The organism is Micromonospora humidisoli (genome assembly GCF_016900955.1).
In the GTDB taxonomy this organism is placed as follows: domain Bacteria; phylum Actinomycetota; class Actinomycetes; order Mycobacteriales; family Micromonosporaceae; genus Micromonospora; species Micromonospora wenchangensis.
In genome coordinates, this window is record NZ_JAFEUO010000014.1 from 1 (window position 1) to 25,441 (window position 25,441).

Annotated in this window: 25 protein-coding genes; 16 read left to right on the forward strand and 9 right to left on the reverse strand. The window is 67.8% G+C overall.

From position 1 onward, the window contains the following. Nucleotides 1–177: 177 nt before the first annotated feature. From JQN84_RS30230 to JQN84_RS30260, 7 genes are all read right to left on the reverse strand, one after another. The gene (locus JQN84_RS30230; RefSeq protein WP_204927179.1) at nt 178–1,965 is read right to left on the reverse strand and encodes a VirB4 family type IV secretion system protein; all 1,788 of its coding nucleotides are present in this window, start codon (nt 1,963–1,965) and stop codon (nt 178–180) included. Further along, complete coding sequence (locus JQN84_RS30235; protein ID WP_204927180.1) at nt 1,962–2,888, reverse strand: PrgI family protein; 927 nt, start codon at nt 2,886–2,888, stop codon at nt 1,962–1,964. Before JQN84_RS30235 ends, JQN84_RS30230 begins: the two co-directional genes overlap by 4 nt. Before the next feature lie 71 nt (nt 2,889–2,959). Further along, nucleotides 2,960–4,855 carry a TrbL/VirB6 family protein gene (locus JQN84_RS30240; RefSeq protein ID WP_239486495.1) on the reverse strand — a complete coding sequence of 632 codons (1,896 nt, stop codon included), beginning with the start codon at nt 4,853–4,855 and terminating at the stop codon, nt 2,960–2,962. Between the two features lie 29 nt (nt 4,856–4,884). Continuing rightward, the gene (locus tag JQN84_RS30245) at nt 4,885–5,319 is read right to left on the reverse strand and encodes a pilin (RefSeq protein ID WP_204961999.1); all 435 of its coding nucleotides are present in this window, start codon (nt 5,317–5,319) and stop codon (nt 4,885–4,887) included. A 285-nt stretch (nt 5,320–5,604) separates the two neighbouring features. Continuing rightward, on the reverse strand, nt 5,605–6,426 hold the full coding sequence (locus JQN84_RS30250; protein WP_204962000.1) for a hypothetical protein: 822 nt from the start codon (nt 6,424–6,426) through the stop codon (nt 5,605–5,607). Nucleotides 6,427–6,895: 469 nt separating this feature from the next. Further along, nucleotides 6,896–7,438: a hypothetical protein gene (locus tag JQN84_RS30255; protein ID WP_204962001.1), complete on the reverse strand. Its 543-nt coding sequence runs from the start codon at nt 7,436–7,438 to the stop codon at nt 6,896–6,898. Nucleotides 7,439–7,596: 158 nt separating this feature from the next. Further along, entirely contained in the window at nt 7,597–8,253 is a 657-nt protein-coding gene (locus tag JQN84_RS30260) for a DUF6308 family protein (protein WP_204962002.1), read from the reverse strand. A gap of 402 nt (nt 8,254–8,655) precedes the next feature. On the opposite strand from JQN84_RS30260, the gene JQN84_RS30265 reads away from it, so the two are divergent. From JQN84_RS30265 to JQN84_RS30320, 12 genes are all read left to right on the forward strand, one after another. After that, the gene (locus JQN84_RS30265) at nt 8,656–11,859 is read left to right on the forward strand and encodes an amino acid adenylation domain-containing protein (RefSeq protein WP_204962003.1); all 3,204 of its coding nucleotides are present in this window, start codon (nt 8,656–8,658) and stop codon (nt 11,857–11,859) included. An 11-nt stretch (nt 11,860–11,870) separates the two neighbouring features. Then, nucleotides 11,871–12,938 carry a 5'-methylthioadenosine/S-adenosylhomocysteine nucleosidase family protein gene (locus tag JQN84_RS30270; RefSeq protein WP_204962004.1) on the forward strand — a complete coding sequence of 356 codons (1,068 nt, stop codon included), beginning with the start codon at nt 11,871–11,873 and terminating at the stop codon, nt 12,936–12,938. 135 nt (nt 12,939–13,073) lie between these two features. Next, nucleotides 13,074–13,211 carry a transposase gene (locus JQN84_RS32625; RefSeq protein ID WP_204962005.1) on the forward strand — a complete coding sequence of 46 codons (138 nt, stop codon included), beginning with the start codon at nt 13,074–13,076 and terminating at the stop codon, nt 13,209–13,211. A 72-nt stretch (nt 13,212–13,283) separates the two neighbouring features. Beyond that, on the forward strand, nt 13,284–13,424 hold the full coding sequence (locus JQN84_RS30280; RefSeq protein WP_204962006.1) for a hypothetical protein: 141 nt from the start codon (nt 13,284–13,286) through the stop codon (nt 13,422–13,424). Between the two features lie 165 nt (nt 13,425–13,589). Beyond that, entirely contained in the window at nt 13,590–13,775 is a 186-nt protein-coding gene (locus tag JQN84_RS30285; protein WP_204962007.1) for a hypothetical protein, read from the forward strand. Between the two features lie 296 nt (nt 13,776–14,071). Further along, on the forward strand, nt 14,072–14,401 hold the full coding sequence (locus JQN84_RS30290) for a hypothetical protein (RefSeq protein WP_204962008.1): 330 nt from the start codon (nt 14,072–14,074) through the stop codon (nt 14,399–14,401). Nucleotides 14,402–14,547: 146 nt separating this feature from the next. Further along, nucleotides 14,548–14,754 (forward strand): integrase core domain-containing protein, encoded by a 207-nt coding sequence (locus JQN84_RS32630; protein WP_204962044.1) that lies wholly within the window; start codon nt 14,548–14,550, stop codon nt 14,752–14,754. A gap of 457 nt (nt 14,755–15,211) precedes the next feature. Next, the gene (locus tag JQN84_RS32685) at nt 15,212–15,619 is read left to right on the forward strand and encodes a hypothetical protein (RefSeq protein WP_443673895.1); all 408 of its coding nucleotides are present in this window, start codon (nt 15,212–15,214) and stop codon (nt 15,617–15,619) included. Further along, on the forward strand, nt 15,612–16,925 hold the full coding sequence (locus JQN84_RS30305; RefSeq protein WP_204962010.1) for a TRM11 family SAM-dependent methyltransferase: 1,314 nt from the start codon (nt 15,612–15,614) through the stop codon (nt 16,923–16,925). Before JQN84_RS32685 ends, JQN84_RS30305 begins: the two co-directional genes overlap by 8 nt. After that, nucleotides 16,922–17,131, forward strand: coding sequence for a helix-turn-helix transcriptional regulator (locus tag JQN84_RS30310; protein WP_067304616.1), 210 nt, complete (start codon nt 16,922–16,924; stop codon nt 17,129–17,131). Before JQN84_RS30305 ends, JQN84_RS30310 begins: the two co-directional genes overlap by 4 nt. Nucleotides 17,132–17,134: 3 nt before the next feature. Beyond that, on the forward strand, nt 17,135–18,346 hold the full coding sequence (locus JQN84_RS30315; RefSeq protein ID WP_204928587.1) for a tyrosine-type recombinase/integrase: 1,212 nt from the start codon (nt 17,135–17,137) through the stop codon (nt 18,344–18,346). A gap of 395 nt (nt 18,347–18,741) precedes the next feature. Then, a complete protein-coding gene (locus JQN84_RS30320) occupies nt 18,742–19,950 on the forward strand; it encodes a DUF262 domain-containing protein (protein ID WP_204962011.1) in 1,209 nt (402 codons plus the stop codon). Between the two features lie 825 nt (nt 19,951–20,775). Here the strand turns inward: JQN84_RS30320 and JQN84_RS30325 are convergent. Together JQN84_RS30325 and JQN84_RS30330 are read right to left on the reverse strand one after the other, a co-directional pair. Further along, nucleotides 20,776–21,345, reverse strand: coding sequence for a cysteine hydrolase family protein (locus JQN84_RS30325; RefSeq protein WP_204962012.1), 570 nt, complete (start codon nt 21,343–21,345; stop codon nt 20,776–20,778). A gap of 4 nt (nt 21,346–21,349) precedes the next feature. After that, a complete protein-coding gene (locus tag JQN84_RS30330; RefSeq protein ID WP_204962013.1) occupies nt 21,350–22,516 on the reverse strand; it encodes a hypothetical protein in 1,167 nt (388 codons plus the stop codon). Nucleotides 22,517–23,408: 892 nt separating this feature from the next. Here JQN84_RS30330 and JQN84_RS30335 point away from each other — a divergent pair. The 4 genes from JQN84_RS30335 (at nt 23,409) to JQN84_RS30350 (ending at nt 25,429) form a co-directional block, all read left to right on the forward strand. After that, entirely contained in the window at nt 23,409–23,780 is a 372-nt protein-coding gene (locus JQN84_RS30335; protein WP_307821497.1) for a DUF6284 family protein, read from the forward strand. After that, on the forward strand, nt 23,780–24,148 hold the full coding sequence (locus JQN84_RS30340; RefSeq protein ID WP_204962014.1) for an RRQRL motif-containing zinc-binding protein: 369 nt from the start codon (nt 23,780–23,782) through the stop codon (nt 24,146–24,148). Before JQN84_RS30335 ends, JQN84_RS30340 begins: the two co-directional genes overlap by 1 nt. A gap of 136 nt (nt 24,149–24,284) precedes the next feature. Next, on the forward strand, nt 24,285–24,596 hold the full coding sequence (locus JQN84_RS30345; protein WP_204962046.1) for a hypothetical protein: 312 nt from the start codon (nt 24,285–24,287) through the stop codon (nt 24,594–24,596). Next, entirely contained in the window at nt 24,596–25,429 is an 834-nt protein-coding gene (locus JQN84_RS30350) for a DUF2637 domain-containing protein (RefSeq protein WP_204962015.1), read from the forward strand. Before JQN84_RS30345 ends, JQN84_RS30350 begins: the two co-directional genes overlap by 1 nt. The last annotated feature ends 12 nt before the right edge of the window (nt 25,430–25,441 follow it).

The following is a 25,441-nucleotide window of genomic DNA, read 5'->3' on the forward strand; positions in this document are numbered from 1 at the left end:
GCGCCGCCAGCACATTGACCGACACCGCTTCCGGCATCGCCCACCTCCACAACATCATCCTGCTCGGATGACACCGACACCGTTGGCCGGCAACGCCATCACCGAATTACGAGACACCCTTTAAACTCTCGAATCCCCTCCGGAACCCCAGCAGAGGCCCCCAGAGCTCGGTCAGGATCACCGATCAGATTCCTTCAACTCGAAGCCTGTGACGATCAGCTCGTGTTCGGTGGCCGAGGCGTGGCTGTGGAACGCCACCCGCGCCGACCCGGCCGACAGGAGCGCATCCCCCCGCTGGCAGGACAGCAGGAACGCCCGCTCGCCGTCGGTAAGCCCGAACGCCTCGGTCACCGCGTCGATGGCCTGCGGCGCCTGCCGCAGCAGGATCTGCGTGGCGGCGTTGGAGACGACAGCCCGGCCGGTGGTGGTGGCGAGCACGTCGGCGGCGTCCTGGGTGACGACGGTCAAGCCGGTGCCGTACTTACGGGCGGACTTGGCCAGGGTCTGCAGGAAACGGCCGCCACGGCCGCCGGACAACAGCTTCCACGCCTCGTCGACTAGCACCATCCGCAGCACGTCCGGGCGACCGCCACGAGAGGTGGCCCCCCGTACGGTGCGCCAGATCGTGTCCAGGGTCAGCAGCGTGCCGACCGGATGGAGCTGCTCGGGCAGGTCCTTAAGGGCGAACACCACCAGGTGCCCCTCGGGGGTGGTGGTGGTCGGTCCGTCGAACAGTCCCTTCATGCTGCCCATCACGTACGGGTGCAGGCGGGCGGCGACCCGCCGGCCCGCCTCATCGGTGTCGTCGAGGGCTGCCATCACCTCCCGCAGCAGCGGTGCGGGACGTCTCCAGGTCTGCGGATCGGTGGTGATGCCCTTGGCCCGATAGGCCGCCAGCACCGCCACGTCGAGGGCACGGGCCTCGTCGCCGGGCAACGGCGCGTCAACGGCGGTGTCGCCGCTGGCCATGACCGCGACAAGGGTCTGCAGGAACCGTGCCCGATCGTGCAGGGCGTCGTCGTCACCGGCCGGCAGGTCCAGAGGGTTGATCCTCATGCCGGCCGCGCCGAGGCGGACGACCGTCCCGCCGACCGCATCGGCCAGCCGTAGGTACTCGTCCTCGGGGTCGATGACGAACGCCTCCACCCCGAGGCACAGATTGCGCAGCAGGTCGAGCTTGGCCAGGTAGGACTTGCCTTCCCCGGAGCGGGCCAGGATGACGGCGTTGTAGTTGGACTGCGCCCACCGGTCCCACACGACCACCCCGGCCGAGTGCAGGTTCAACCCGAACAGCACCCCCATGCCGGTGTCCCCTGCGGTGTCGGGGAGGTCGGGGCTGGTGAACGGAAACGCGGCGGCGAGGGCATCGGTGTCGAAGACCCGCTTCAACCCGAGCGCGTCGTAGGCGAGGGGTAGGCCGCTGATCCAGCCCTGCAACTGACGCCACGTGACCGGCGCGGTGTGCAGCAGCAGCGATGAGGCCAGGGACCGCACCTCCGCCACCCGGTCGGCGAGATCGTCCGGGCTGGTGCCGTGGACGGTCAGGTACAGGCCGAGACGGAACAGGCGGGCCTCCCCTCGGGCGACCCGGGTAGCCAACTCGGCGGCGTCAGCCGCGGCGGCATCGAGTTCGGGATCGTCGAGTCGCCCCTTGGCGGCATCCTGGCGGCGGGAGGACTCGAACCGGCCCCGCTGCTTACGCAGCCGTTCGGAGGCCACCACCGGCGGGACGGGCTCGATATGGAAGGTGACGTCGACCAGGCCCGGATAGGACAGCAGCGGTTCAGCCCAGCCGGGACCGACCTCGGCCGGGTAGCCGACCACGGCGAGGGTCGCCAGGTAACCGTCCCCCACCCGGACGTGGCGTCCGTCGACATCGACAGCGTCCGGCGAGCCGGGCAGGACCGTAGCCGACGCGGGCGTGGCACGCCGCCGCGCCGGCAGCAGCGCGGAGAACAGGCTCACCGGTCGTCACCTCCGTCAGATGGGGCGTAGGGGATGCGGGTCGGGGCGGTGGGGTCGAGGCTGGTCGCGAGCCGCGCCACGGCGTCCCGCCCGTCGAGCACCAGGGCGGGAACCTCACAGCCGCCCAACGCGCGGACCGTCTCGGCCGCCTTGTGCGCGGCGTAGTGCGCGCCTCGCCGGCTGCGCACCGCCACGGTGATCTGCCGGTGCAGCAACTCCCGCTGCCCGGCCAGGTCGGCGAGGAACGCCACGTGCGCGCGGGCGGCCTCCTCCAACGCGGGATGCGGCAGCCCCGGGGCAGCGGTGAGGAACCGGTCGGCGAGGTAGGTCAGGTCGACCCGCTGCGCCCGGACACCGATCTGCACCGGGCTGTCGAGGCTGTGCAGCCACCGGGCGAACCCGGCCACCAGGCCGTTCTGCTCGGCGGGGGTACGCAGCCCGAACGCCACCGTCGACGCGGCCACCAAGCCAGTGGTGCCGTCCGCCCCGAGATCGATCAACCCGTCACCGGTGATGCCCCTCGCGGGCAGGCGCAGCGGCGCGGGCAGCGGAATCCGGTCACCCGGGCCACCGGTCGTGCTCACCCACGCCGGGGCGGGAATGATCGGCCTGTCGGCCGGCACGAGGCGACGTGGGCCGTGACGGTGCCGCAGCGCGGCGAGGACCCAGGCGTCGAGACTGACACCGTCCCGGCGGCCGACCGCGAGGAGGAACGCCGCAGCGGCGACAGGCACCGCCCCGACGAGGAACACCAGCGGATGGACCACCGTGGCCACCGCCGTCCACACCGCGTAGAGCAGCAGGCCCGTGACCGCCAGGATCACCAACTGCCGTCCGGACAGGCCGAACGCGATCCGGTCCGGCCGGTCGATGTCTGCGGGCACCCGAGCCCGCAACGGCGCCTCGTCGTCGCGGCGACTCATCACTGATCACTCCTCGGGGAAGAGGACCGGCGTCGCGCCGGGACGGACGGGCCGGCGGCGGGGACGACTCGCTACGGACGGGCACCCGCACCCGCCGCTGTCGCACCGCCCGCCGGGGACGGTCGTGACGGGGCAGGGACCGCCGCGCCGCCCCCGTCCGGGGACGGTGGTGCGGACGAGGCTGGTCGCCGGGGTCGGTTCGGCGAGGCGGACGAGGCTCGCCGGGCGGTGGACGGGGCGGCCGGACTGGCGGCGGCCGAGCCGCTCGGGGTGACACGCCGTGCCGCCGTGGGCCGTGTCCGAGGGGTCGAGGCTCGTGGGCCGTCGGCCGCTGGGGCGGAGAACACCGGTGTGACGGGGCCGGGTGGCCGGCGCGGCGCGGTCTGCGGCGTGGGTGCTGACGAGAACGTCACCACCGGTGCCGGGCTGTTGGCTGCTGTCCGCGCGGTGGTGGTCGTGGCGTCGCTGAACGCGACTCGGGCCGGTGGGAGGGTCGGGGACGGCGGACTCGACTGGGGCGATGCCGGGTGGGAGAACCGCACCGGCGGGACAACGCCGGACGGTGCGGCTGTTGGGGTGGTCGGGTCCGGCGGGTGGCTGAAGGTGGGGGCGGCGTTCGTCCCGGCCGGTGCGGGCAGCGGCGTGTGCGGGACCGGGGCATGGCTGAAGGCGACCGGCCCTGCCGGGGACGGCGGTCGTGGCGTCGACCCCGGACGGGGCGGGCGCGGCGGACGGGATGGACGAAAGCCACCGGGTGATGGACGGCTCCCGGGCGGACGGGGAAGCGTCCGTCCGGCGGTCGGGGACGATGGTGTCGTCCGTCCCAGGATGCCGGCCGCCGCACCCAACGTCTTGGTCATCACGAAGGCGCGGACGAGTTGTCGGAGCAGCCCTCGGCCGTTGCTCTGTCCGAGCGGACCGAGTACGAACTGCCGCATCCAGCCCGGCAGCTTGATCAGCAGCCACAACATGGTCAGGCAGACCACGACACCGAGAAGCCCGTTGCCGGTGGAAGGGACGCCCAGCACGGTCGGGCCGGCGGGGGTGAGAAACACCTTGACGGTGGCCATCACGACGACGGCCTGGGCGAGCTGCAGGCCCAGGCAGGCCAGGAACGCGCGCCACCACAGCTGGGCCAGGCCCTCGGTCAGCGGGCTGGCGTGGCAGATCAGCGCGGCCGGGGCGATACCGAGCAGGATGACCAGCGCGGCCAGCCTGAGCACGAACGTGAACTCCAGCAGGAGGCACATCACGACCACCGCGATGACCAGCAACACCATCAGGAACCCCTGGCCCCGCAGAGCGTCGTCGGTGATCTGCCGGATCGCGGTCGCGGCAGCCGGGCCGTCGACGCTGTTGCCCGCGAGGGCCACGGTCAGCGCGTTGGTCGCCTCGATGGCCTTCTGGCCGATGATCATGCTGCTGTTGGCCAGCACCGCGCCGACGGCGATGCGGGGTAGGACCTGCTTGAGGCCATGCCGGGTCTGCAGGGTCTCCCGGGTCGTGACCAGGAACCCGTTGGCCACGATGAACAGGACGAAGACACCGTTGGCGGCGATCAGGCTGGTCGTCCAGAACGCCCTGACGTGCTCGTTGCCGGTGAGATCCGGGGTGGACAACCACGAGTTGCCCAGCGCCTCCAGCACCGGCTGGAGGGCCTGCTCCGCCGCCCACACCACCAGGTCCACCACAGCGGTGCGGACCTGGCCTCCGATGTCGTACCACGCCGGATCGTCGTCGTACGACGGCCGCCCGAGAGCCGGGCCGGGCGTGGGTGCCGGCGTCGCGGACGGGACGGTTGCCGCTCCCGGCGGGCGGGCGCCGGAATCAGGCACCTCTGTCGTCGGTGGTGCGGCAGGCACGGCCGGAAGTGGGATCGGCTCGGCGTGTGCCGGCCCGGCCCCGGCGACGGCCAGGCCAGCGAGGAGCACCACACCGAGCAGCAGCACCACCGCCGGATGCCTCATGCGGCGCAAGGGATCGGTGACGGTAGCCATCAGGCCACCCACCTACCGACGATGGTCACGAACAGAGGTGCCAACAGCGCGAGGCCGTAACCGATCGCGGCGGACCGCATCGCCAGCTTCGCCTTCTCGATCTCGCCAGGATCACCGTTCGCGGCCAGGTACCGCAGGCCACCGATGGTGAGGAACAGGGTGGCGACGGAGACCAGGATCCCGACGAGCCAGACACGGATGTTGTTGGCGACCTGCTGAATCGACTCGACGGCCAGCACCGGACCGGGCTGCGCCGCGTACGCCGCGTGAGGAGTGAAGGTCAGAGCCACCGTCACCGCGGCGGCCACGCACAGCATCAGCGCACCCACCGTCAGAGGACGGGGACGGAGGCGGCAGACGATCGATCGGCCGTGTGTGCCGGCCCCGAGGCGACGGGTCGCCGCCTCGGGGCACGGGAAACGGACATTCTCCATGGTTAGGCACCTCCGGAGCGCACGCCTGAGCAGCCCGCATCGGGGCGTAGGCGCGAGTGGGCTTGGCGAAGACGCGGGACCGGGCGGTGCGCTCATCGGTGACCTGTGGTGCCGACCGGCGCGGCCGTCCTCCTCACCAGAAGCGACGGGTGGGCCGGGGACCGTACGGGTGTCAGCGCCGTCAGCGGTCCGGTCGGAAACAAGGTCACCTACGCGGAAGAGTCCCGCACTAGGGGATTACACATCCGAGCCCCGGATTGGAAACCCGCAGCTCAAGGCGGGTACTTACGGGCGCTTACGGGCCGTCGGCGCGTCGAGAGCCACCGCCGAGGTGGCCTCGGAGATCACCTCGGCGTACGGGTCAGACAACGCCCCGGATTCGATCGCGGCCCTGAGCCGGGCGACGGCAGCAGACCGCCGCTTGTAAAGGTTCCAGCGGGACTCACCGGTGCGCTCGGCGTAGGCGGTGAGGCTGACGTCTTCCAGGTACGTCGCACCGATCAGTTCGGCATCTTCGGTGCTGATCACCTCGGCGGCAACCGCGCGAGCCAGAACGACATCCGGATGCCCGTACGCAGCCGGCGACGACACCGCAACCGGGGCATGGCTCGGCGTCCCAGATGAGGCCGGCTCCAGACCACGTAGCTCGGTGCGGGCCTTGGAGAACGCCGCAGACAGCAGGTTCCCGACCACGCCCGACCTGTCCAGGTCGACCGTGCCGAGCGCGCGGAGGAAGTGCTCGACGATGGCCGCCTGAACATCACCGGTGAACAGCTTCGCCAGCAGGTACGCCTTGAACCGCAGGCCCGGCAACGCAACGCCCACCGCACCGGCACGCCACGCCGGGTCTCCGGTACGGGCATGCTGCACCAGCAGCCGCCACACGGCGTCGCGGGCGGCATAGCCGCAGGACGGGTGCATCAGGATCGCCGACAGCTCCGGCAGGGCGATGGTCCGGCGGGGCAGGCCCAGGCCGAGGCTGCGGCCATCGATCGCCAGCGGGCTCGGTCCCTGCCCCATCAGCCGGAACCGGTACTCGATGTCGTTGAGCAGCGTCTCGCCACGGCGCCCGGCAGCCGGGCCGGTGGCGGGTGTACGACGGTCCATGATGGTGCTCCCTCGTGGTGACCATGTGCCGGTCGGCGGGAGTGCCGATCGGCGCTGTGCCACCACGCCACCAGGGCCTTTGCACAGATCATGAACACTGCTGATCTTGTTCTAGGCGTCTCGACGCGTGTTCAACCCGAACCTCGCCGTCACTCGTCAACGCAATGCGACATGAACCGGAGGGCGCCGTGCTCCACGTTGTCCAACGCGTGGCCAGGCCTTTACGGGCCGTAGTGCCAGCCGCACCTACGTAGAGGCTGCGCCCCTTGAACACGCGCCGACCATGGCCCAACCATGGCATCGCAGAGGAATGCGGCCAGGACCTCCTACCGCGCCATGACGATTCTGTTCAAGGGCGGAACGGCTGCAAGCTGTAGGCGACGCAGTAGGTGAAGGTTGGTGGGCAGCGCTGCGACGTCAGTGGCGCGTAGACGCGGGTGGTCGACGATGAGCGTCCCGTCGCTCATGGTCACCAGGGCCCGGTACTGACGTAGGTAGTTCGGGCCATTCGGCTGGAACAGGGTTTCGTCGTGGCGGCTGGGGCGGAGGATGTGCCGGCCATCGGGTGGAGATGAGCGAGGAACCATTCGATGAAGTCGGTGCGTGCTGGCCCGTGTGTGGGGTCGTAGTAGTCGATCGCCTGGGCCCGGCGCACGAGGTCGGCGAGGGTGCTGGAGTCGACCGCGAAGAACGTGGGGTCCCGGGGGAGTTGCCACTGCTTCCATGTCGGCCGGGTGTCGGGTGCGGTGGCCGGCCGTGGGAGGCGTGGTGCCTGCTCCAGGAACGTGGTGTCGATTTCGGCTCGGGCGAAGTGCTTGCGGAGCCAGGAGCGTTGGAAGTCGTTCGCGGTCTGCCAGGTGTAGACAAGCCCGTCGTACTCGCCGACTGGCTGGGGCTGGTCGGCCCAGGGCAGGTTGTGGCAGACGTCGGCGATAAGCCTGATCTCGGCAAGGTGCCCATCTGGGTGTCTCGACCGGTCCGGGTTCGATGCCAGCGCCCGGATCTCGATCATCGCGGCCGACAGCAACACTGCGATGGCCGCGCGACGATGGTCGCGTGACCATCCGTGGCGTGTGTGGCTTCCGGCGAATGCGCACCCCAGCACGATATGCCTCGGCGCTACGAGGAACGGGCGCCGCTCGATCTCAACGAGAGGCCGCCCGCGAAGGGCTACTCCGCGAAGGTGATGACAGGTTCCGGTATTCCGACCGCCGTTCGAGCATCGCGTGCGTTGCGCGACCGGCTATGACGTGTCCAGATGGCGACGTCGAGCAGGCGCAGCAGGCTGGGTGAGTCGATGCCGGCTGGACGGAGTCCTTCGATCTCATCGCGGAGGGCGGATTCGCTCAGCGCGGCTGCCAGGGTCACCCAGAGTTGCTTCTTCGGCGGGGCGAGCACGCGAAGCACGATCTCGTCATGGATGGGCACAAGCCTGGGGCGTTTGCGGGCAAGGAGTTTGCTCGCGGTCACCGGACCGACTCCGGGCAGGTCGTCGAGCCATCGGTGCAGCGCAGTCGCTGCCTGAAGGGTGTCAGGGTCAGCGTTCCACAGATCCAGGTCGGCGGGGATCGCGGTGAGCGCTGCGCTGACGTGGTCGCCGCCAGCCAGGAGGGCCCGGATGGCGAGCGGGCGCCAGGAGATGTCGAGCAATGTGGTGGCGAGAAGGTCGTCGAGGGTCAGCAGGTCAGGTGGGTTCTCGCCGACCAGATCGAACGACGTGCCGGCAAATGGTCCCTCGGGACTGAAGTAGGCGGCAACGAGCCCGTCGATGCCGGGCACACCGAGCACACCACGGATCCGTGCTCGGACCAGATCCTCAATCTGCACCCCGAGAGCATGTCACGACCGCTAAAGCCAAGACACCGGTGGGAGCAGTTGGAGGCCTACCACTCCCACGCCAATCGGACCGATCTACCCCGCTGGTGGATCAATGTCAGCCATTCAACCTCTGTAGCGTGTCTCGTGGACCAGCCACACGTCGCGCCGTTTCAGACGCCCCCAAAACGCCGCTCCACCACCGCCGTATCACCTGCTGCATGAGCATACGTTCTACCGACTCTTGTATCACGATGGAGGATGGCCGTCATCTGCCCCGCGGCGAGGGACCACGCACCGGTGGCGTCTTGAATGATCGACGCGATAGCCGTCTCTCATCTACCCAACACGCCCATCACGGGCAAGTCGTGTACCACTCCCGTTGCCGCAACCGCCTTGGGATAATCGGATCCGATGATCAGTAATAGCTCCGGCATACAGGTCGGCGACGGCAACACTCAGTACAACCACTTCTACGGGCTCACCCCCGGCCTGCCGCTGGCGGAGTGGTGGAACGACACGTGGTTGCCGTTCACCGAGCCTCCCCTCGGCCCGGAGATCGTGTTGGCGGGGCGCCAGGCGCAGGCCGCCGCCCTGCGAGCCGCCTTCGATGCCGATCCGCCGGTCGTCGAGATCAAGGGCGACCTGGGCGCGCTGGAATTGAAGGCGTTCGCCGCGGCGGCCCTGATAGGGACCGAGCTCGGCGATCGCACGCTGCTGGTCGACAATGAGGCGGTGCTCCGTGTGCATCTGGCGGACAGGGAGCCCCGGATCATCGCCGTGCCGACCGGATTGCCGGTAGACGGGATTCCGCTCAACGGTCCGCACACGATCCTGGTGTACGGGCGGCTGGCACAGAGTCCGTCGGTGATCGTGCCTCCGCTCGACGAGGCGGAGGTCGAGCAGCTCCTGTCCGCGGCCGCGATCGATCCGGACCGGGCCCGCTCACTCGGCGTCCAGGCGCGACGCGGCCTGAGTCAGGTCCGGCGTGCCCTGGCCCGGCATGCCACGTTCGCCATCCCGTCCTGGATCCAATCCCCAGACGTCCAGCTCCGGCGGCTGGCCCTGCTCGGAGGTTGGCACGGCGATCGCGCGGGCGACCAGGCCATCGTCAGCGATTTCGCCGGAGCCGGGTATGCCGAGATCGCCGCTCGGTCGGCCGCGGACCCGGACACGGCAATGCTCGGGCACCTGGGCCAGCGATGGTACGTGCAGGCGCCCGAGGACACCGTCGTCCTGATGGGACCCGGCCTGACCAACGACGACCTAACGGCGTTCGCCGAACTGGCGGTGCGGGTCCTGACCACCGGCGCCGGTTCGGTGGCGATCCGGCGCGGCATCGCGGAGTCGCTGACCATCCTCGCGGTGCGCGGCGGCGACATCCGCGCCGGCGCTCCCGGGGACACTGCGGCCGACCTAGCGTGCCGGGTGGTGCGCGAGGTTCTGGCTCAGGCAAGCGCCGACCCGGCCTTCGCGCTGTGGTCCTCGCTCACCGACGTGCTGACGTACCTGGCCGAGGCCCATCCCGCCGCCTTCCTCGACGCCCTACGCGCAGTCACGGACTTCGCGGGCGTGTTCGAGGCCCGCCGAACCCGTGCCTACTTCCAGGGTGCTTTGGAACTCGTCGCCCGGGCGGCCGAGCATTTCGACGGCGCGGTCGAGATCCTGGCCCGGATGGCCGCCGCGGATCTGGGCGTTGATCAGTACGACCGGCCCGCCGTCTCGCTCGCCAAGCTCTTCGATGTCCTCATCTCGCAGACTGGCGCACCCCGGCCGGTCCGGCTGCGCGCCCTGCACCGGATGCTCCGCGGTCATTCCGAGGTCGGCCGGGCGCTACTGCTCGATGTGCTTCGCTCGGCCAAGCACGGCAGCGTCGGCACGTTCCACCTGACGCCGCTGCTGCGGGACTGGCCGGTGCCCGGGAGGTTGCCGCCGGCGGAGACGTATGCCGCCTTCCAGGACATCACCGAGCTGGTCCTAAGCAACCTCGGCGACGATCCCGAGCGTTTCCTGGCGCTCGTCCCACTGTCCGACAACCTGCTCGAGGAGCAGCGCACCGAGTTTGTGGAGCGGCTGATCTCCCTGGCCGGTGCGATCGACGACGAGGACATGCGGCGGCGCCTGTTCGACGCGCTCCGCGAACTGGTCGCCCTGCATACCGACGTTCCCGACGCGTCGTGGGCACTGTCCGCGGACGATCTCACGCCGTTTCGGCAGGCCGCCGAGGCGCTCGCGCCCTCACAACCGGCCGACCAGACGCTCTGGTTGTTCAGCGACCGGTGGCCGCAGTACGCGGGCATCGGGCACCGACGGTCCAGCCCGGACTACTTCACGGAGGTGTGGCGTTTACGGGCCGAGGCCGTGGCGCGGGTCCTGGATTTCGGTGGTCTCGACGCGCTGGTGGCGCTGGCCGACCGGACCGGGAACGGGGACCTGATCGGGTCGGCCCTCGCTCAGTTGCCGTCCACCGAGCACGACGACGTGCTGCTGACCTGGCTGTCCCTCGACCGGCCGGCGGGCCGGACGGACATCGCGTTTGAGTACTTCGCGGTGCGGATCCGGGGCGGCGCGGACTACCTCGACCGCACCGCGGATCCGACCGCTCGGGCGAGGCTACTGCTGGCGCGGCGCGATCCGGAGCACACCGATCCCGATCCCGAGGTGGCTGGCGTCTATTGGCGCGAGCTCGGGATCAACGGCCTCGGTAAAGAGTTCACCGGTCTGGCGAAGGTGGCGGCTGGCCTGATCAGCGTGGGCCGAGTCTCGGCGGCCCTAGATTTGATCGCGATGTACGCCAAAGAGATCGACACGCCGGAGGTCGCCGCCCAAGCTGCCACCGCCTGCGAGAGGCTCGTCTCGTCTGCCGCGGGTGATCCGGAACACCGCCAGCTCTCCGGATACGAGTTCCAGGTCATCGTCGACCTGCTCGAACGGCACCGGGACGCGGTCGAGTCGCAGCGGGTGACCGAGATCGAATTGAAGCTGGTCCCGCTCATGCGCTATGACGCCCGCACACCGACGATCCACACCCGCCTGGCCGAGGACCCGGCCTTCTTCGCCGAGCTCGTCGAGATCGCCTACCGGGCCGAGGGCTCCGACGAGCGCGTCGACGACCCGGACCAGGTAGCCCGGATCCTCGCAATCACGCGGGTCCTGCGCTCGTGGCGCCGCTCTCCGGGCACCGGCCCGGACGGGAGCATCGACGCCATGGCCCTCGGGGCCTGGGTCGAGGAGGCGAGGCGACTGATGTGCGCCTCCGGTCGGTTACGCCTCGCCGACGGGATGATCGGCACCGTCTTCGCCTTCGCCGAGCCCGGCCCGGACGGCTCGGTTCCGCCGCTGGCCGTGCGCGAGGTGCTGGAAGACTGCGACAGCGACGCCATGGAGGATGGCCTCTGGCGCGGTCTCTACAACAGGCGCGGGATGACGATGCGCAGGGCCCGGGACGGCGGCGATCAGGAACGGACGCTGGTCGAGCGCTATCGGGAGTGCGAACGCCAGGCCGAGGAATGGCCTCGATCTCGGCGGATCCTCCGGCAGTTGGCCGACACGTACGAGCGGGAGAGCCGGCAGCAGGACAACGACGCCGAGGTCCATCGACGCGGAATCGAGTGGTGACGATGACTGACATGGACCCGATCGACGTGCTGATCGTCGCGGCGATTCCACTGGAGCACGAGGCAGCCCGTGCCGGCATCGACGACTGGACACCGTGCGACCAGGACGACCCGCATCCGTACCTTCGGGGTGAATACCGGTGCGCCGACGGCCGGCGGTTGTCGGTCGCGCTGGCCCGCCCGGTCCGGATGAGCGGCCGCCCGACCAGTGTGGCGGCCACCGCGCTGGTCGACCGGTTGCGTCCGGGCTGCCTGGCCATGCCGGGCGTGTGCGCGGGCAATCCGGGTGAGGTCGCGCTGGGCGATGTGGTGGTCGCTGAGATGGCCTATGAGTACGACGAGGGCAAGCAGACAAGAGAAGGCTTCGTCGGCGACCATCGCCCGTACCAGCTTGACCAGAAGTGGATCCGCGCCGCGCAGGAACTGGATCCGAGCACACTGCCCAGCTACGGCCCGGCGACCGAGGATGAGGCCGCCCTCTGGCTGCTGGAGCGGCTCCTGCTCGACCAGGATCCGGTGAAGCACTCAGCGTTCGAACGCTACTTCCCGCCGGGCACATGGCCGCAGCGGCTGGCGGCGATCGAGGCTCGGGGGCACATCATCCGGCCCGGGGTGGAGTGGACGCTGACCGAGGGGGGCCGCATCTTCATCGAGCGCGTCCGCTACGACGATGTGTACGGGCCGGCGAAGCTGCCGTTCGCGGTGAAGGTGGCGCCCATGGCCAGTGGGAGTTATGTAGCCAAGGACGGTGAGGCCTGGGCGAGGCTGGCGGCGATGGGCATCCGCAGCGTCACCGGCCTGGACATGGAGGCGGCGACCATTGCCACCGTGGCCGAGACCCAGGGTGTGCCGCACTGGCTGGTGGTCAAGGGCGTCATGGACCACGCCGACCCGGCCAAGGACGATCGCTTCAAGCGGTTCGCAGCCCGCGCCTCGGCCGAGGTCCTCTACGCCCTGCTTGACCGGCTGGCCGGACGCTTACCGAACCCGGCCGCTACCAGGCACAACGTCCGGCTGGAGAATATCTACGGCGCGCAGATCGGCGACCACAACGTCCAGCACAACATCTACAACGGCTGACCGGTGCGGGTGGAGAAAGCCGAACCCCTAACTACTCCTAACGCAACAAGGTTGGGCATAACCGGGCGGACGTGAGGATCTTTCTGTTCTGAACGTGAGGAGGGCGCGCAGCCGCCGTGGATCGTCTCGGACGAGTTGTGGGCCGAGGTCGAACCGCTGCTGCCACCCCGCCCGCCTCGCCGGTACCGCTACCCCGGGCGGAAGCCCTTGGACGATCGCAAGGTGCTCTGCGGGATCCTGTTCCTGCTCTACACCGCGATCCCGTGGGAGTAGCTGCCCCAGGAACTCGACTTCGACTAAGGGATGACCTGCTGGCGCAGGTTACGAGACTGGAACGACGCCGGCGTGTGGCAGCAACTGCACGAGATCCTGCTCGGCAAGCTCCGGGCCACCGGGCAACTGGACATGTCCCGGGCGTTGATCGACGGCTCCCACGTCCGGGCGCTCAAGGGTGAGGTTCCGGTTTGCCGGAGGGTCAAACGCTGACTACGCGCGTGTCAGCAACAGACCGATCTCCTCGCCGGCTTCTTCGCCAGCACCGGTATGACCCTCAAACCCGCACCAGCGAGACAGCCCGAACCTTGACCTTTCAACCTCTGTAGCAAGCTCCACGACTCTGCCCCCGGAATCGCCTACCAGGTGGACGCCCGAGTGTTCGTAGAGGACAACATCAACCGCCAGCAGCAGCGGATGCTCTGCGACCTGCGAGCCACGAGCCTGGTGACGCCGATCGTGCGGACGGGCACTGTGCAGCTCTCCGGCTTCATCACCGATGAGCAGATGCGCGTGATCGAACAGCTTCGGGGCGGCGAGGATCTCTGGCTGAACCTGCGGTGACCACTGCATCCGTTGAGTGGCCAGCCGATTCGATCCCCGGTGGCCACCCCGCCGTTCATCTCGGACGCGCCCGTGGCCGCGCTGGAGGGGGCAGCGGCACGGGTTAAGAACATGTCCGCCCAGTTGCCGCCTTCGGACTCGGTGACGTTCGAGCGACCGCTAAACATGCAGCGAACCGGGAACCTGAGGTTCGACATCAACGCCGGGGAGCGGGGGCACAGCTCGCGCACGTACAGTCAGGGGCGTTTGTCGAACTGCTCGTTCCGCTGGCCGAGGGTGCCGACTAAACCGACGCCGTGAGGGCGCTGCGCGAGGCACGTGAGTTGCTGCGGCAGGGACGCATCGGTCCGGCGATCGTTGAGGCACGCAACGCTCTGGAGCAGATCCGTAGTGCGTACAGAACGCTGAGGCTCTTCAACGCGGGAAAGACGAAATCCCCGAAAGACCGGACCCCCGACGAACGGTGGGCGTTCATGGTTGAGGATCTGTTCTCGACCATGAACGCCGCCGGCCACAACGGCGAGGTGACGAAGGACTGCGCGTTCACGAGGGAAGACGGCGAGATGTTGATCGCCACAACCGCCGGGATGCTCAAGCGGCTTCCCGCCGACAGCACCGTACGATAGCCGCCGCCCGGGGCGGACTGGCTAACGGCGTGATCTTCCACTCCGACAGGGGCGTCCCTATACAGCAGCAGAAACTTCGCCGACGCCTGCCGACGCCACCGCATCCGCCGTTCGATGGGGCGCATCGGATCGTCGTATGACGCGCCCTGGCCGAGGCGTCCTTCGCCACCCTCAAACGCGAACTCGACGCCGACCACCGGACCTGGGCAACCGAAGCCGACGCCCGCCGCGACGCTTTTCGGTGGATCGCCCTCTACAACCACCGACACCGCCACTCCGCGCTCGGCTACCTCAGCCCCGCCAACTACGAACAATCCCTTACACCGACTACGCTGCACCAGATCGCGGCATGAACCCGATGTCCACATCCCGGGGAAGGCTCAGCCGTGCCTGCTTGTGCATCTGGACGGGTATGCCGACAGGGGGTCTGGTTTCCAATCCGAGGTCCAGATTTGTAATCCCTTGGTGTCAGCGCTCGTCGGCGGACGTGGCCCATACGCCATGCCGAAGCCCAGCTCCACCGCTCCCGACGACCGGCAACAGCCGGTACCGGTCGGGTTGCTCCTCCCCCACACCCGCACACCGCGCACGCACCGCCCGGAAGTGCCGGACTGGCACGGACTATCCCCGAACCACCTCGCCTACCTCATCCGCCGCTACACCAACGCCGTGGATGTGGTTCTCGACCTCGACGCACACCCCGCCGCCCTCGCCGCGACCACCTACCTGCACCGGCTACCAGCTCAGTTGCATACCGGCCCCCACGGTCTGCGCCTATGGCTCCCACCTTCCGCATGCCCGAATTCCGGTGTGCCTGACCAGCCCGATCAGGGTGTCGACCTGATCCTGGCGGCGCTACCACAGGCGATCGAGCGGCTTCCCCACGACGACGTGAACACCGCGATGAGCACCTGGCGGGCACTGCTGCGCCCCGGCGGGTTCCTGATCGCCGGACTCACCACCGCGCCACCCCCACCCAGCGGGTTCAGCTACCGCGCGACGGTCATCGCCGCAGCCCGCGGCGCCGGCCTCTTCTACCACCAGCACATCCCCGCCGTCCTCGTCCCGCTCCCCGAGCACGAACCGCGCACCGCCCTGCAACACCCCGACAAAGGCGACGACCGACGGCGGCTGCTCGCCGGTCGGCACCTTCCAACGTTCCGGGACCTGGTCATGTTCGGGACCACCGCCACCGGTGAGGAGAACGCCCATGCCTGAGCCCTACCCGTCGCAACGGGCCGCCGGCCTGCACAGCTCCACACCGCCGTACCCTGACGGGCCCGATCTGGCGGCCCTACTCGCCGAGGGCTACCTCGGCACGGTCTGGCTCACCGGCCAGCATCCGTCCCGCGACCTACGACGCGGCCGATACACCCCCGAGTCACTGACCCACCCCGGCAAGATGCTGCCCACCATCGCCCGGTACGCCATCCGCACCTACACCAACCCCGGCGACCTGGTCCTCGACCCCATGGCCGGCATCGGCACCACCGTCATCGAAGCCATGCACCTCGGCCGCCACGGCGTCGGCATCGAGTACGAAGCCGAATGGGTCACCAAGGCGGCCGGCAACATCCATCACGCCCTCAAAGCTGGTGCGCGAGGTCGGGGCGAGATCTACCACGGAGACTCCACCGCCCTACCGGCCCTGCTGCCGGCCAGCCTGCACGGACAGGTGTCCCTGGTGATCACCTCACCACCGTACGGGCCGTCCACCCACGGCCACGTCCGCACACCAGGCCCGAGACGCGGACAAGTCCGCAAGATCAACCACCGGTACGGCAGCAGCGACAACCTCGCCTACCGCACCCCCGGCCAACTCGCCGACGGGTTCACCGCGATCCTCACCGGCTGCCGCCAACTCCTGCGGCCCGGCGGACACGTCATCGTCACCGCCCGGCCCTACCGCCGCCACGGCGAACTCATCGACATCCCCGGCATGGTCGCCGCCGCCGGCATCAACGCCGGCCTCGAACTCGTCGAGGAGTGCATCGCCCTCATCTGCGGCGTCCGCAACGGCCGGATCATCCCCCGCGCCTCGTTCTTCCAGCAGAAGAACATCCGCGACGCCATCGCCACCGGCGACCCGCAATGGCTCCTGCAACACGAAGACGTGGTTGTACTCCGCGCCCCGCTTTTGCCTCACGCAGGCTCCAGGGTCCAGCCGGGTTCGCCCGTGGTCGGGCTAAAGGGGCCGGGCGACGACGACCACCCGCACCGGTCGCCAAGTCCACTTCGTCCCACCAGCGCAGGGAGCATCGACGGGCTTGACACCTTCGGGCAGGAACGGATGGATCGACGTCCACATCTGGCGCACCCCGCGGTCGTGCCTCACCACGGCAGCGCCGTCGACCCCCGCTCCCAGCCAGGCTGGGATCCTGAATGGAAGTCAGGCTCATGCACGACCATCCCCCAACCCGCTCCCGTACCGGTGCCCTCAGATGCCGCCGGCTACCGGCGACGGGCCAGCCGCGCCACATCAGGTCAGCAGCCCGATCCCGCCAACACGATGGGCCGCCAATGAGCGCTCCCGCCGTCCCCGAATGGCGGCCCGACCCGCTACTGACCATCGACGACCTCGCCGCCTGGCTGGGCAAGCCCAAGAACACCCTCTACGCCTGGCACAGCCGGGGCAAGGGCCCCCGCGCCATCCGCGTCGGCAACACCCTGCGCTACCGGCGTAGCGAGGTCGAACGCTGGCTCGACGACCACACCGACTCGGAGCGGTGAGTCATGGCCCGACCCGAACTTCCCATCGGCACCTGGGGCACCATCCGTACCGAGAAGCTCGCCGCCAACCGGTTCCGCGCACGCGCCCGGTTCCGTGACTACGACGGCAAGACCCGTGACATCGAGGCCACCGACGCCACCCGCGCCGCAGCCGAACGGGCGCTGAAGGTCAAGCTGCGTGACCGCACCACCCCCAACGACGACGAGATCACCCGGGAGACCCGCGTCAGCCGCCTGGCCGAAGTGTGGATCGAAGAGATCACCGCCGAGGAACGGATCGCACCTCAGACCATCCACCGATATGAGACCAGCGTGCGTACCGCGGTCCTGCCCGCCCTCGGCAACCTCCGCATCCGAGAGGCCAGCGTCGGGCGCCTGGACCGGTTCCTCCGCGAGATCGCCAAGGACCGCCCCGCAGCGGCCAAAGGCGTCAAGGTGGTCCTCAGCCAGATGTTCGCGCTGGCCGTCCGCCACGGAGCGATCCCCACCAACCCCGTACGCGACACCGGGCGGCTCCGCAAACCCCGCCGCACCGTCGTCGCCCTCTCCGACGAACACCTCCACGCCGTAAGAACCGCCATCCGCGACTGGCAGCGACCGGTCCCCGGCAAACCCGGACCCCGACACACCGGCGACCTGGCCGACGTCGTCGACCTCATGCTCGCCACCGGCGCCCGCATCGGCGAGATCCTCGCCCTGCGCTGGGAAGACCTCGACCTCGCCACCGAACGCCCCACCCTGACGATCTGCGGCACCCTGGTCTTCGTCACAGGCCAGGGAATCTTCCGACAACCCTGGACCAAGAGCGACGCCGGCCACCGGATGGTCGTCCTGCCCCGATTCGCCATCGGCATGCTCATGGACCGCAAAGTCGACGCCCCCGACAACCCCCACGATGCGATCTTCGCGTCCCGGCGCGGCACCTGGCTCTCCCCCAACAATGTCCGCCGCCAGTGGCGTCAGGCCCGCGCCGACACCGACCTCGACTGGGTCACCCCGCACACCTTCCGCAAGACCGTCGCCACCCTCATCAAGGAAGAGAAGGACACCAAGAGCGCGTCCGCGCAGCTCGGACACTCCAGCGAGGAGGTCACCGACACCTACTACATCGCCAAAGCCGTCCAAGCCCCGGACGTCTCCGACATCCTCGAACGGCTGGGCACCCACCGCCACCGCCGTTCCGCACCACCAAATCCCAACGATGCACATGGATGACAGAACCTGACCGCCGACCCCGGTAAACGGGGGGTTTTCGGGGGGAGGTTCAAATCTTCATAGAAGAAAATCGAAGCCCTGACCAGCGTTCCCGCTGGTCAGGGCTTTTTATCTGTCGGGACGGCCGGATTCGAACCGACGACCCCTTGACCCCCAGGACGACCTGGTAAGCGTTCCCGCACGTCACACACGCTATCCCCAAGATCAGGCCGTGCGGTCGACGTCATGCCGTGCACCCTCGCGCAGGCCGTGTGGTCCCGGTCTGGTCCCCAGCAACAGGAGCGTCGACACCTGAGCCCTCGATCCGGCTCGGTCGACGCCAACTATGGTAGACCCTGCGAGGATCGGCTCGGGATGGTTCAAGAAATACTCTGGAAGAAGTGATTGAGGTTTGGATGTCTGAGTTCACTGTAGAAACCCAAGTGCCGGTTGACGACCGATCAGGGGAGGGAGAGGAAGACGTAGTCGATAGGCTGGGTGCCCAAAGAGCGAATGTCACGGCAGCCGACTGGACTATCGAAACGATCGTCACTCAATTAATCAAGGGGCGGATCGATCTCGACCCCGCTTTCCAGCGACGGGCCGCGTGGACGCCAGCACTGAAGAGCAAGTTCATCGAGTCCTGCATCCTTGCATACCCAATTCCCCAGATCGTGTTGGCCGAAAAACTCGACCGGCCAGGTCACTTTTTCGTGATTGATGGAAAACAACGACTACTCGCTCTCCGTCAGTTCTATGCTGGGCTCCCATCTCACTCCAGCGATGACTTCAAGCCGTACAGACTCTCTACAGTAACAGCCATTCAGACGATTAAAAATTTCGGTATCGAACGCTTGCAACGCGAACGTCCAGAGCTGTTCGATGCATTCGAAACCCATACAATTCGAACGGTAGTCATTCGGAACTGGGGATCCCAGGACTTTCTCTACGCACTGTTTCTCCGATTGAACACAGGAAGCGTGCCGCTTTCCCCTCAAGAACTGCGGCAAGCCCTCGTGCCGGGACCCTTTGTGCGCTTCGCAGATGAAGCATCCGGCGAAAGCCGTGGTCTGCGAGCACTGCTTGGAAACTCCGGTCCCGATAGGCGGATGATCGACGCCGAGCTCCTCATCCGCCTTATTGGGTTATTCGCTGGCCCAATCCCTTACGGAGGAAACCTCAAGGACTTCCTCGACAAGACCTGCGCTCAGTTGAATACCGGGTGGGATAGCTACGAGTTGCCAACCATCGAAGTCGTTGCGGAGATGGAGCTGGCCATCGAGGCACTCGTCTCAATATTTGGAGACAATCACGCCTGCCGGAAATGGACTAAAAACAGGTTCGAGCGGGCCTTTAACAGGGCACTATTTGACGTCCAAGTCGGCTCGCTACTCTCAGCCGAAGCCCGCGAGGCTGCGCTCAGAGTTCCCGAAAGACTGGTAGAGGGCCACAAAAGGCTATGCAATGACGATTCACGATTTGTGCGATCTATAACCTCGACCACGAAAACTCCCGAGGCGTTCTTTTCAAGATTCGATGCCTGGTCAAGAATGTTCGCTGATGAAACGGGAGTAACCCCGCCGTGGCCCAGCGCGATCAGCATCGAAAACAATGCCGATGAGTGACGGCCTCGAACCGCTACGCGCGGATTTGACAATGCTTGCCACGCTCCTACTCCCCCAAGCCACCCCGAACGCTTCACTCGACGACAATCCCTTAGCACTTGAGCCGAGCGAAGAAGACGCCATGCGGATTCGCGCCTACTTGATCCTAGCCCATTCCGGCATCGAGGAGATGATGGAGAACCAAATCCTGCAAGCAGTGCGGGATACCGTTGGCGAGCGCAACACCGCCCCGCCAGCCGTCGCTTTATCTCTTGTCGCGCAGTACGCAGACGACTTAAAGGGACAGAATCGCGGGAGAGTGCCCGCAGCACATGAAATTGCGGGAAAACTTGCTGGACTATACGAATCCAAAGTAATTAAGCCCAACAACGGAATTCGGCGTAAGTCCGTGGAGGCCATCTGCAAGCCCCTTGGCCTCGAATTGGACACTTTGGCCCCAGACATAGAGCCTGCCCTAACCGCACTAGACACTCTCGGCGCAAAGAGAGGCGCAGCGGCCCATTCGCTTCGTGGTGCCACACAAGAGGTGATTCACGCCCACCAAGCCCGCGCCTGGGTTGAGGACGCCCTGGTGGCCTTAGGCCAACTCCTCCCTCTTCTGCTATCAAGGATCAGGCGACGGGAGCTTATAGGCACAACCGAGTCACCATAGAATGTCGGGGGCTAGAGGAAGGCGAAGCGTTACCTCGAATGGCACCTTCCCGGCAGATTATTAGCCCTCGCATTCGCGAACTGCCTCGGACTTTGCGAAATTGCCGCGCTCAATTCTTGGCCTCGGGCCTAGGTCCAGCCGACAGTTTCGCAAGGTCGATGAGTTCCCGCAGATCAAGGAGCTTCCGAGGACTGTGGCGAAAGCTCGATGAGCGCGGCGGGGATATCGATCAGCCGAATGACTTGACCCGGACCAATGAACCGCCGAGCGACCAGTAGTCCTGCCTCGTGTGCTTCAGTTCCTGCATGGCTCGCCGAGGCATCCGCGATCAGCCACGGCGTGAAGCCGCTCTCGAATGCGTCCACGGCCCCCTTCAAGACGCAGCTTTCGGTAGCGATACCGCAGAAGTAGAACTCCACCCATCCGTGCCGCTTGAATAGCGCCATACCTTCCGACGTAAAGGGGCTATAAATTCTTTTATCAAGCACTACACCTCGATCTACATATGGGCGCAACTCAGGCACGAATTCAATATCGGGTGACGACTGGAGCCGTTGCCAGCCAAAGAAGCGCTCGAACGGGCTGCCAGGGTAGTTCAGGTATCGGGTGAAAAGCGTGTCGCCGCCGCACGCCTGCCAGCGGCGCACCAAGTCAACAACGATAGGAACGATGTGCGCCGACTGTTCGCGCACGAAGCCATTTTGCATGTCGGTCACGACAAGCACTGGGCGACCCGATGTCATTGGCTCAACCTCGATCCGTCTCGCGGAGGGTTTCGATGGCTTGGTCTAGGGCTGGCATTAGGTCACACGTTCGCAGAATCGCCCGACGCATCGCCTGATGCTGTCCGGGTTCTCGAAGACGGGAAACAGTAAGCCGGGAGCGCACTCCCCGAAGATAGCGCCACCCGTATTCGGACGGCACCCGTGGGTCCCGCCTCTGCTCTACCTGACGGGCGATCGCGTCGCAATAAGCCCACATGGATTGAATTGCAAGCTCGCAGGAGATTACCTCAGCTTCTGTCAAGGAACGCTCGGCTGAGATCGGGTGGTAGACGACTCCGGACCATGAGGCGTAACCCACCGAGATGCCCTGCACGCCGAACGACTCGATGCCTACGTGATCGTATGCCTCAGATAGCAACGACTGCTCGATCAGTTCGGCGTGTGCCAAGTGTTCATCATCCATTGGGCGGTCGCGGTGTAGCAACACCTTCGGAGTCGACATGATGCGTAGTGCAGTTCCTAGCAACTCCGCCGGCCACGCTGGCTCGACCACCCAGTGAGCACCAAGCACATATACCGCAGACTCGTCCTCCACCGGCGAGATGGGCGCTAGGTAATCGATGGCCCACGCAATGTTGTCACCGTACGACGCCACCCGCCACGCGGCCAGTGCTGCGATTGTGGACAACTGCACTGGCTCGACAAGGTGGAAAACCACGGACCCGCACGGCCACACATACAGCGTGCAGTCGCCTTCCGGGTGTTCGACCGGTGTCGAGTAGCAGGTGTGCCACTCCCCCACGGCTGGCGTGCAGCCCGCGACCTCCCGCAGTCGGGCAGCGCCATCGGCACCGACGAACGCTGTCACGAACTTGTGGGATCGCGCTGAGAAATGCGGTCGGTCCTCAGCGCCACTGGTTAGCTCACCGAACAGATCATGGGGCTTCGCGTCGTACACGAGGCAGTAGAGCTGGCGGTAGATCGGATCGGTGACCGCGACGCGCCCCGTCTCGTGGCGGTACATCGCCTTCTCGATGGCCTCGACGGTGGGCGTCTCCCGGATGCCGCGCTGCTGGCCGACGCGGTGCAGCTCGCGCGCAGCGCGCTTGCGTGACTCCCAGCCGGCCGCCTTCCGGCGGTTGACCAGCACCAGATTCGGCTTGAACTGCCGAGGGACCTCAGTGGACATGGGTCGTGTCCTTCGTGTCCGTGCGTAGTACCTGCCCGGATCGCCGCGCACCAGGCAGTCTCATTGGCAGGCGAGCAACGTGCCGCCGCAGACGGGAGCCGAAGACAGGAGGCACCAGATGAACCCATCTAGCCCGTGGTGCCTTTACGCGGCCTGTCCGCCTGCCACTTCCGGATCGTGTCGGGCTGCCACGCCGGGGACCGGCCGAACATCCGGTCAGGCGCGGGAGCCTGGCCGCGTGAGACGTAAGAAGCCCAGGTTGCGCGACTGATCGGGGCACCTACCGAAGCGAGGTAGGTGCGTACGTGGTCGGTCGTCCACCAGTCGGCGGGCAGGTCAGCGTCGGTCATCAGTACAAGCCTACGCGGTAGAGGTGCTTGCACGAATACAACGTGGCGCTGTAGCGTCTCGAATACAACGCCACGTTGTACCGGCCGGACGGCTCGGGGAACGACGGCACGCCGTTGCCGCACGCCCATGAGACGCCGGATCAGGTCGTTAGTTGACAACTCCACAGCGACAGGAATGAGCGCGCGTAGCCCGTTGAGCAGCAACTTCGCCTTGATCCGCATGGCGGTCGACCCCGGTATGTCCCGGGCGAGCGAAGCGAGTGAGGCGGGTTGCGCGCGCTGCATCTACCGATCCGGTTGTGCCGGATCACGTGTCACCCCGACCGGTAAGGCTCGGGGGATTTGTCCATCTGACCTGACCCTGTGGGGAGAGGTGATCCCGCTATGTCCGTGATTGCCGCGTGTGTACGTGTCACCAGCAAGAACCGCGCCATCTGGCGCACCTGCACGGCGTGCGGGGCGCTCGCTCCGCTGGCCCCTGACGAGAGCCGCTGCCGGGCCTGCCCGCAGACGTCTCGCCGTACTGAAAGGAACCGATCGAAGTGACCCCCGCCGAGATGGACCCGACCCCGGTTGACCTGGCTGCGATCGATGCCGAGTGGCCGTTGATCGCCGCTGAGTTGGACGTGCTCGACGCTGAGATCAGCCTGTTCTACGCCGACGACCGGGGCGGCCCGTCGCCGTTGGACTGGCGTAGGTTGCGCCGGGCCGAAGCGCGCGTCACCCGCGCCGCCACGATGGTGGTTCGTCCGCCCTGGCACGCCGATGGGTGCGTGCCTCACCGCCTGGCGGTGGTTGGCCGGACCGGTTGCGGCCACGACTGCGAGATCGTGCGCTGCCCCGGCTGCGGTGGCGAGCAGGTTCTCCACCGCGCCGACAGCGGGTGCCGGGCCGGCCTGCCTCGCGCGGTCTGATGTCCCGCATCCGCGCCGCCTACAACGACCCGGACGGCAACCGGTACGGCATCCCCACCTACTGGTGGCAGGGTGCCCCGCCCGGCTACGCCACCCGCCGTCAACTCCGCGCCGCCGGCCTGCGGCCCGCCGGGCAGCCGATCGCCGCTCAGGTCCTCTGGCGTGGCGTCGGCGGCACCCGCGCCGCGTACCTCTACCGGGTCGACCTGGCCCGGCCGAAGCGCACCGCCACCCCCGCCCAGCTCCGCGCCGTCCGCGCCGCCCTGCTGGCCCGGCGTACCTGCCGCATCTGTGGGCGGGTGCGCCCCTACTACATCCCGCGCTCGCTGGGCGAGTGCCTTGACTGCTTCGAAGGAGTCCCCTCGTGATCTGGCTGCTCCTGATCCTGCTGGGCGGACCGCTGGTGATGCTCGCCCCGTTCGCCCTCGCCCACGCCCTCAACCACGCCACCCCGACCGTGAAGGAGACGCTGCGATGACCGCCCGCAAGACCCGCCGCGCCGTGCTGGCCGAACTGCTCCTGCTCGCCGACCCGACCGACATCCGCGTCCACACCCCGGGTGTATCGCTGTCGGTCACGTTCGACAGCATCGCCGCCCTGAAGTCGTGGCTGCACCTGGCCGGACTCAACGACCCGGACATGCTGGTCGGCGAGCACGACGGCACTACCACCGACGGCCGCCCGTACCGGCAGATGAACGCCTACCCGAGGTGGCACGGCTGGGAGTTCTACGCCATCGCCACCGAGTACACCGACCCCGTCGAACCGCTCGACTCGTCGACGGCTGACCGGCTCGCCGCGCTGGCGGTGGCCTGATGACCGCACCCACGCTGAGCATCTACCCCCGCACCGTGGACGAGTTGATGCCCGAGGCTCACGCCCTGGTCGCCCGTCTCGGCACGGTCCCGTCGCGGAACCGGATCAAGACCGAGTTGCGGGTGGGAGGTCCGAAGGCCGACGCCATCATCGACCGACTGACCCGCCCCCCGGCCGACCCGGACCCCACCCCGACCGGCACCGACCCCACCCCCGGTGCCGCCGACCTGCCGCCGGTGGACCCGGACCCGCACCCGGACGCCGACGCGGTCGACCCGCCCGCCCCGACCGCACCGGGCACGACCCCAGACATGCCCGAGGCACCCGACGTCGCGTCGGGGCAGGCAGCACCCGTCGCAGACCCGGGTTCCAACATCACCACCACCCCGACCACCGCCCGTCCGACGGGCCGGGGCTGGGCATACGTCGGGGTGATCCTGGGCGGGGTGGTGTCGATCGCGGCGAACATCGCCCACACCTACCTGCCGAACCCGCCCGACGGCGCACCGGCCGGGTGGGCACCCGGCCCGGGGTGGTCGCCGTCGCCGCTGGCGGTGGCGTTCTCGGTGTTCTGGCCGGTAGCCCTGTTCGTGACGGTGGAGATCCTGACCCGCATCCCCTGGGGCAACGGAGCAAGTTCCGTGTTCGCCCGGGTCGCCGGAGTGCTGCCAGTCGCGGTGGTCGCCGCCGTCGTGTCCTACCGGCACCTGTCCGGACTCCTGGCCCACTTCGGCGAAGACCCCCTCACCATCGCCATCGGCCCCCTCGCCGTCGACGGCCTCATGGTGATGGCGTCCGCCGCGCTGCTGGTGACCAGCCGCCGCCGTACCTGACCCCGCCCGGCG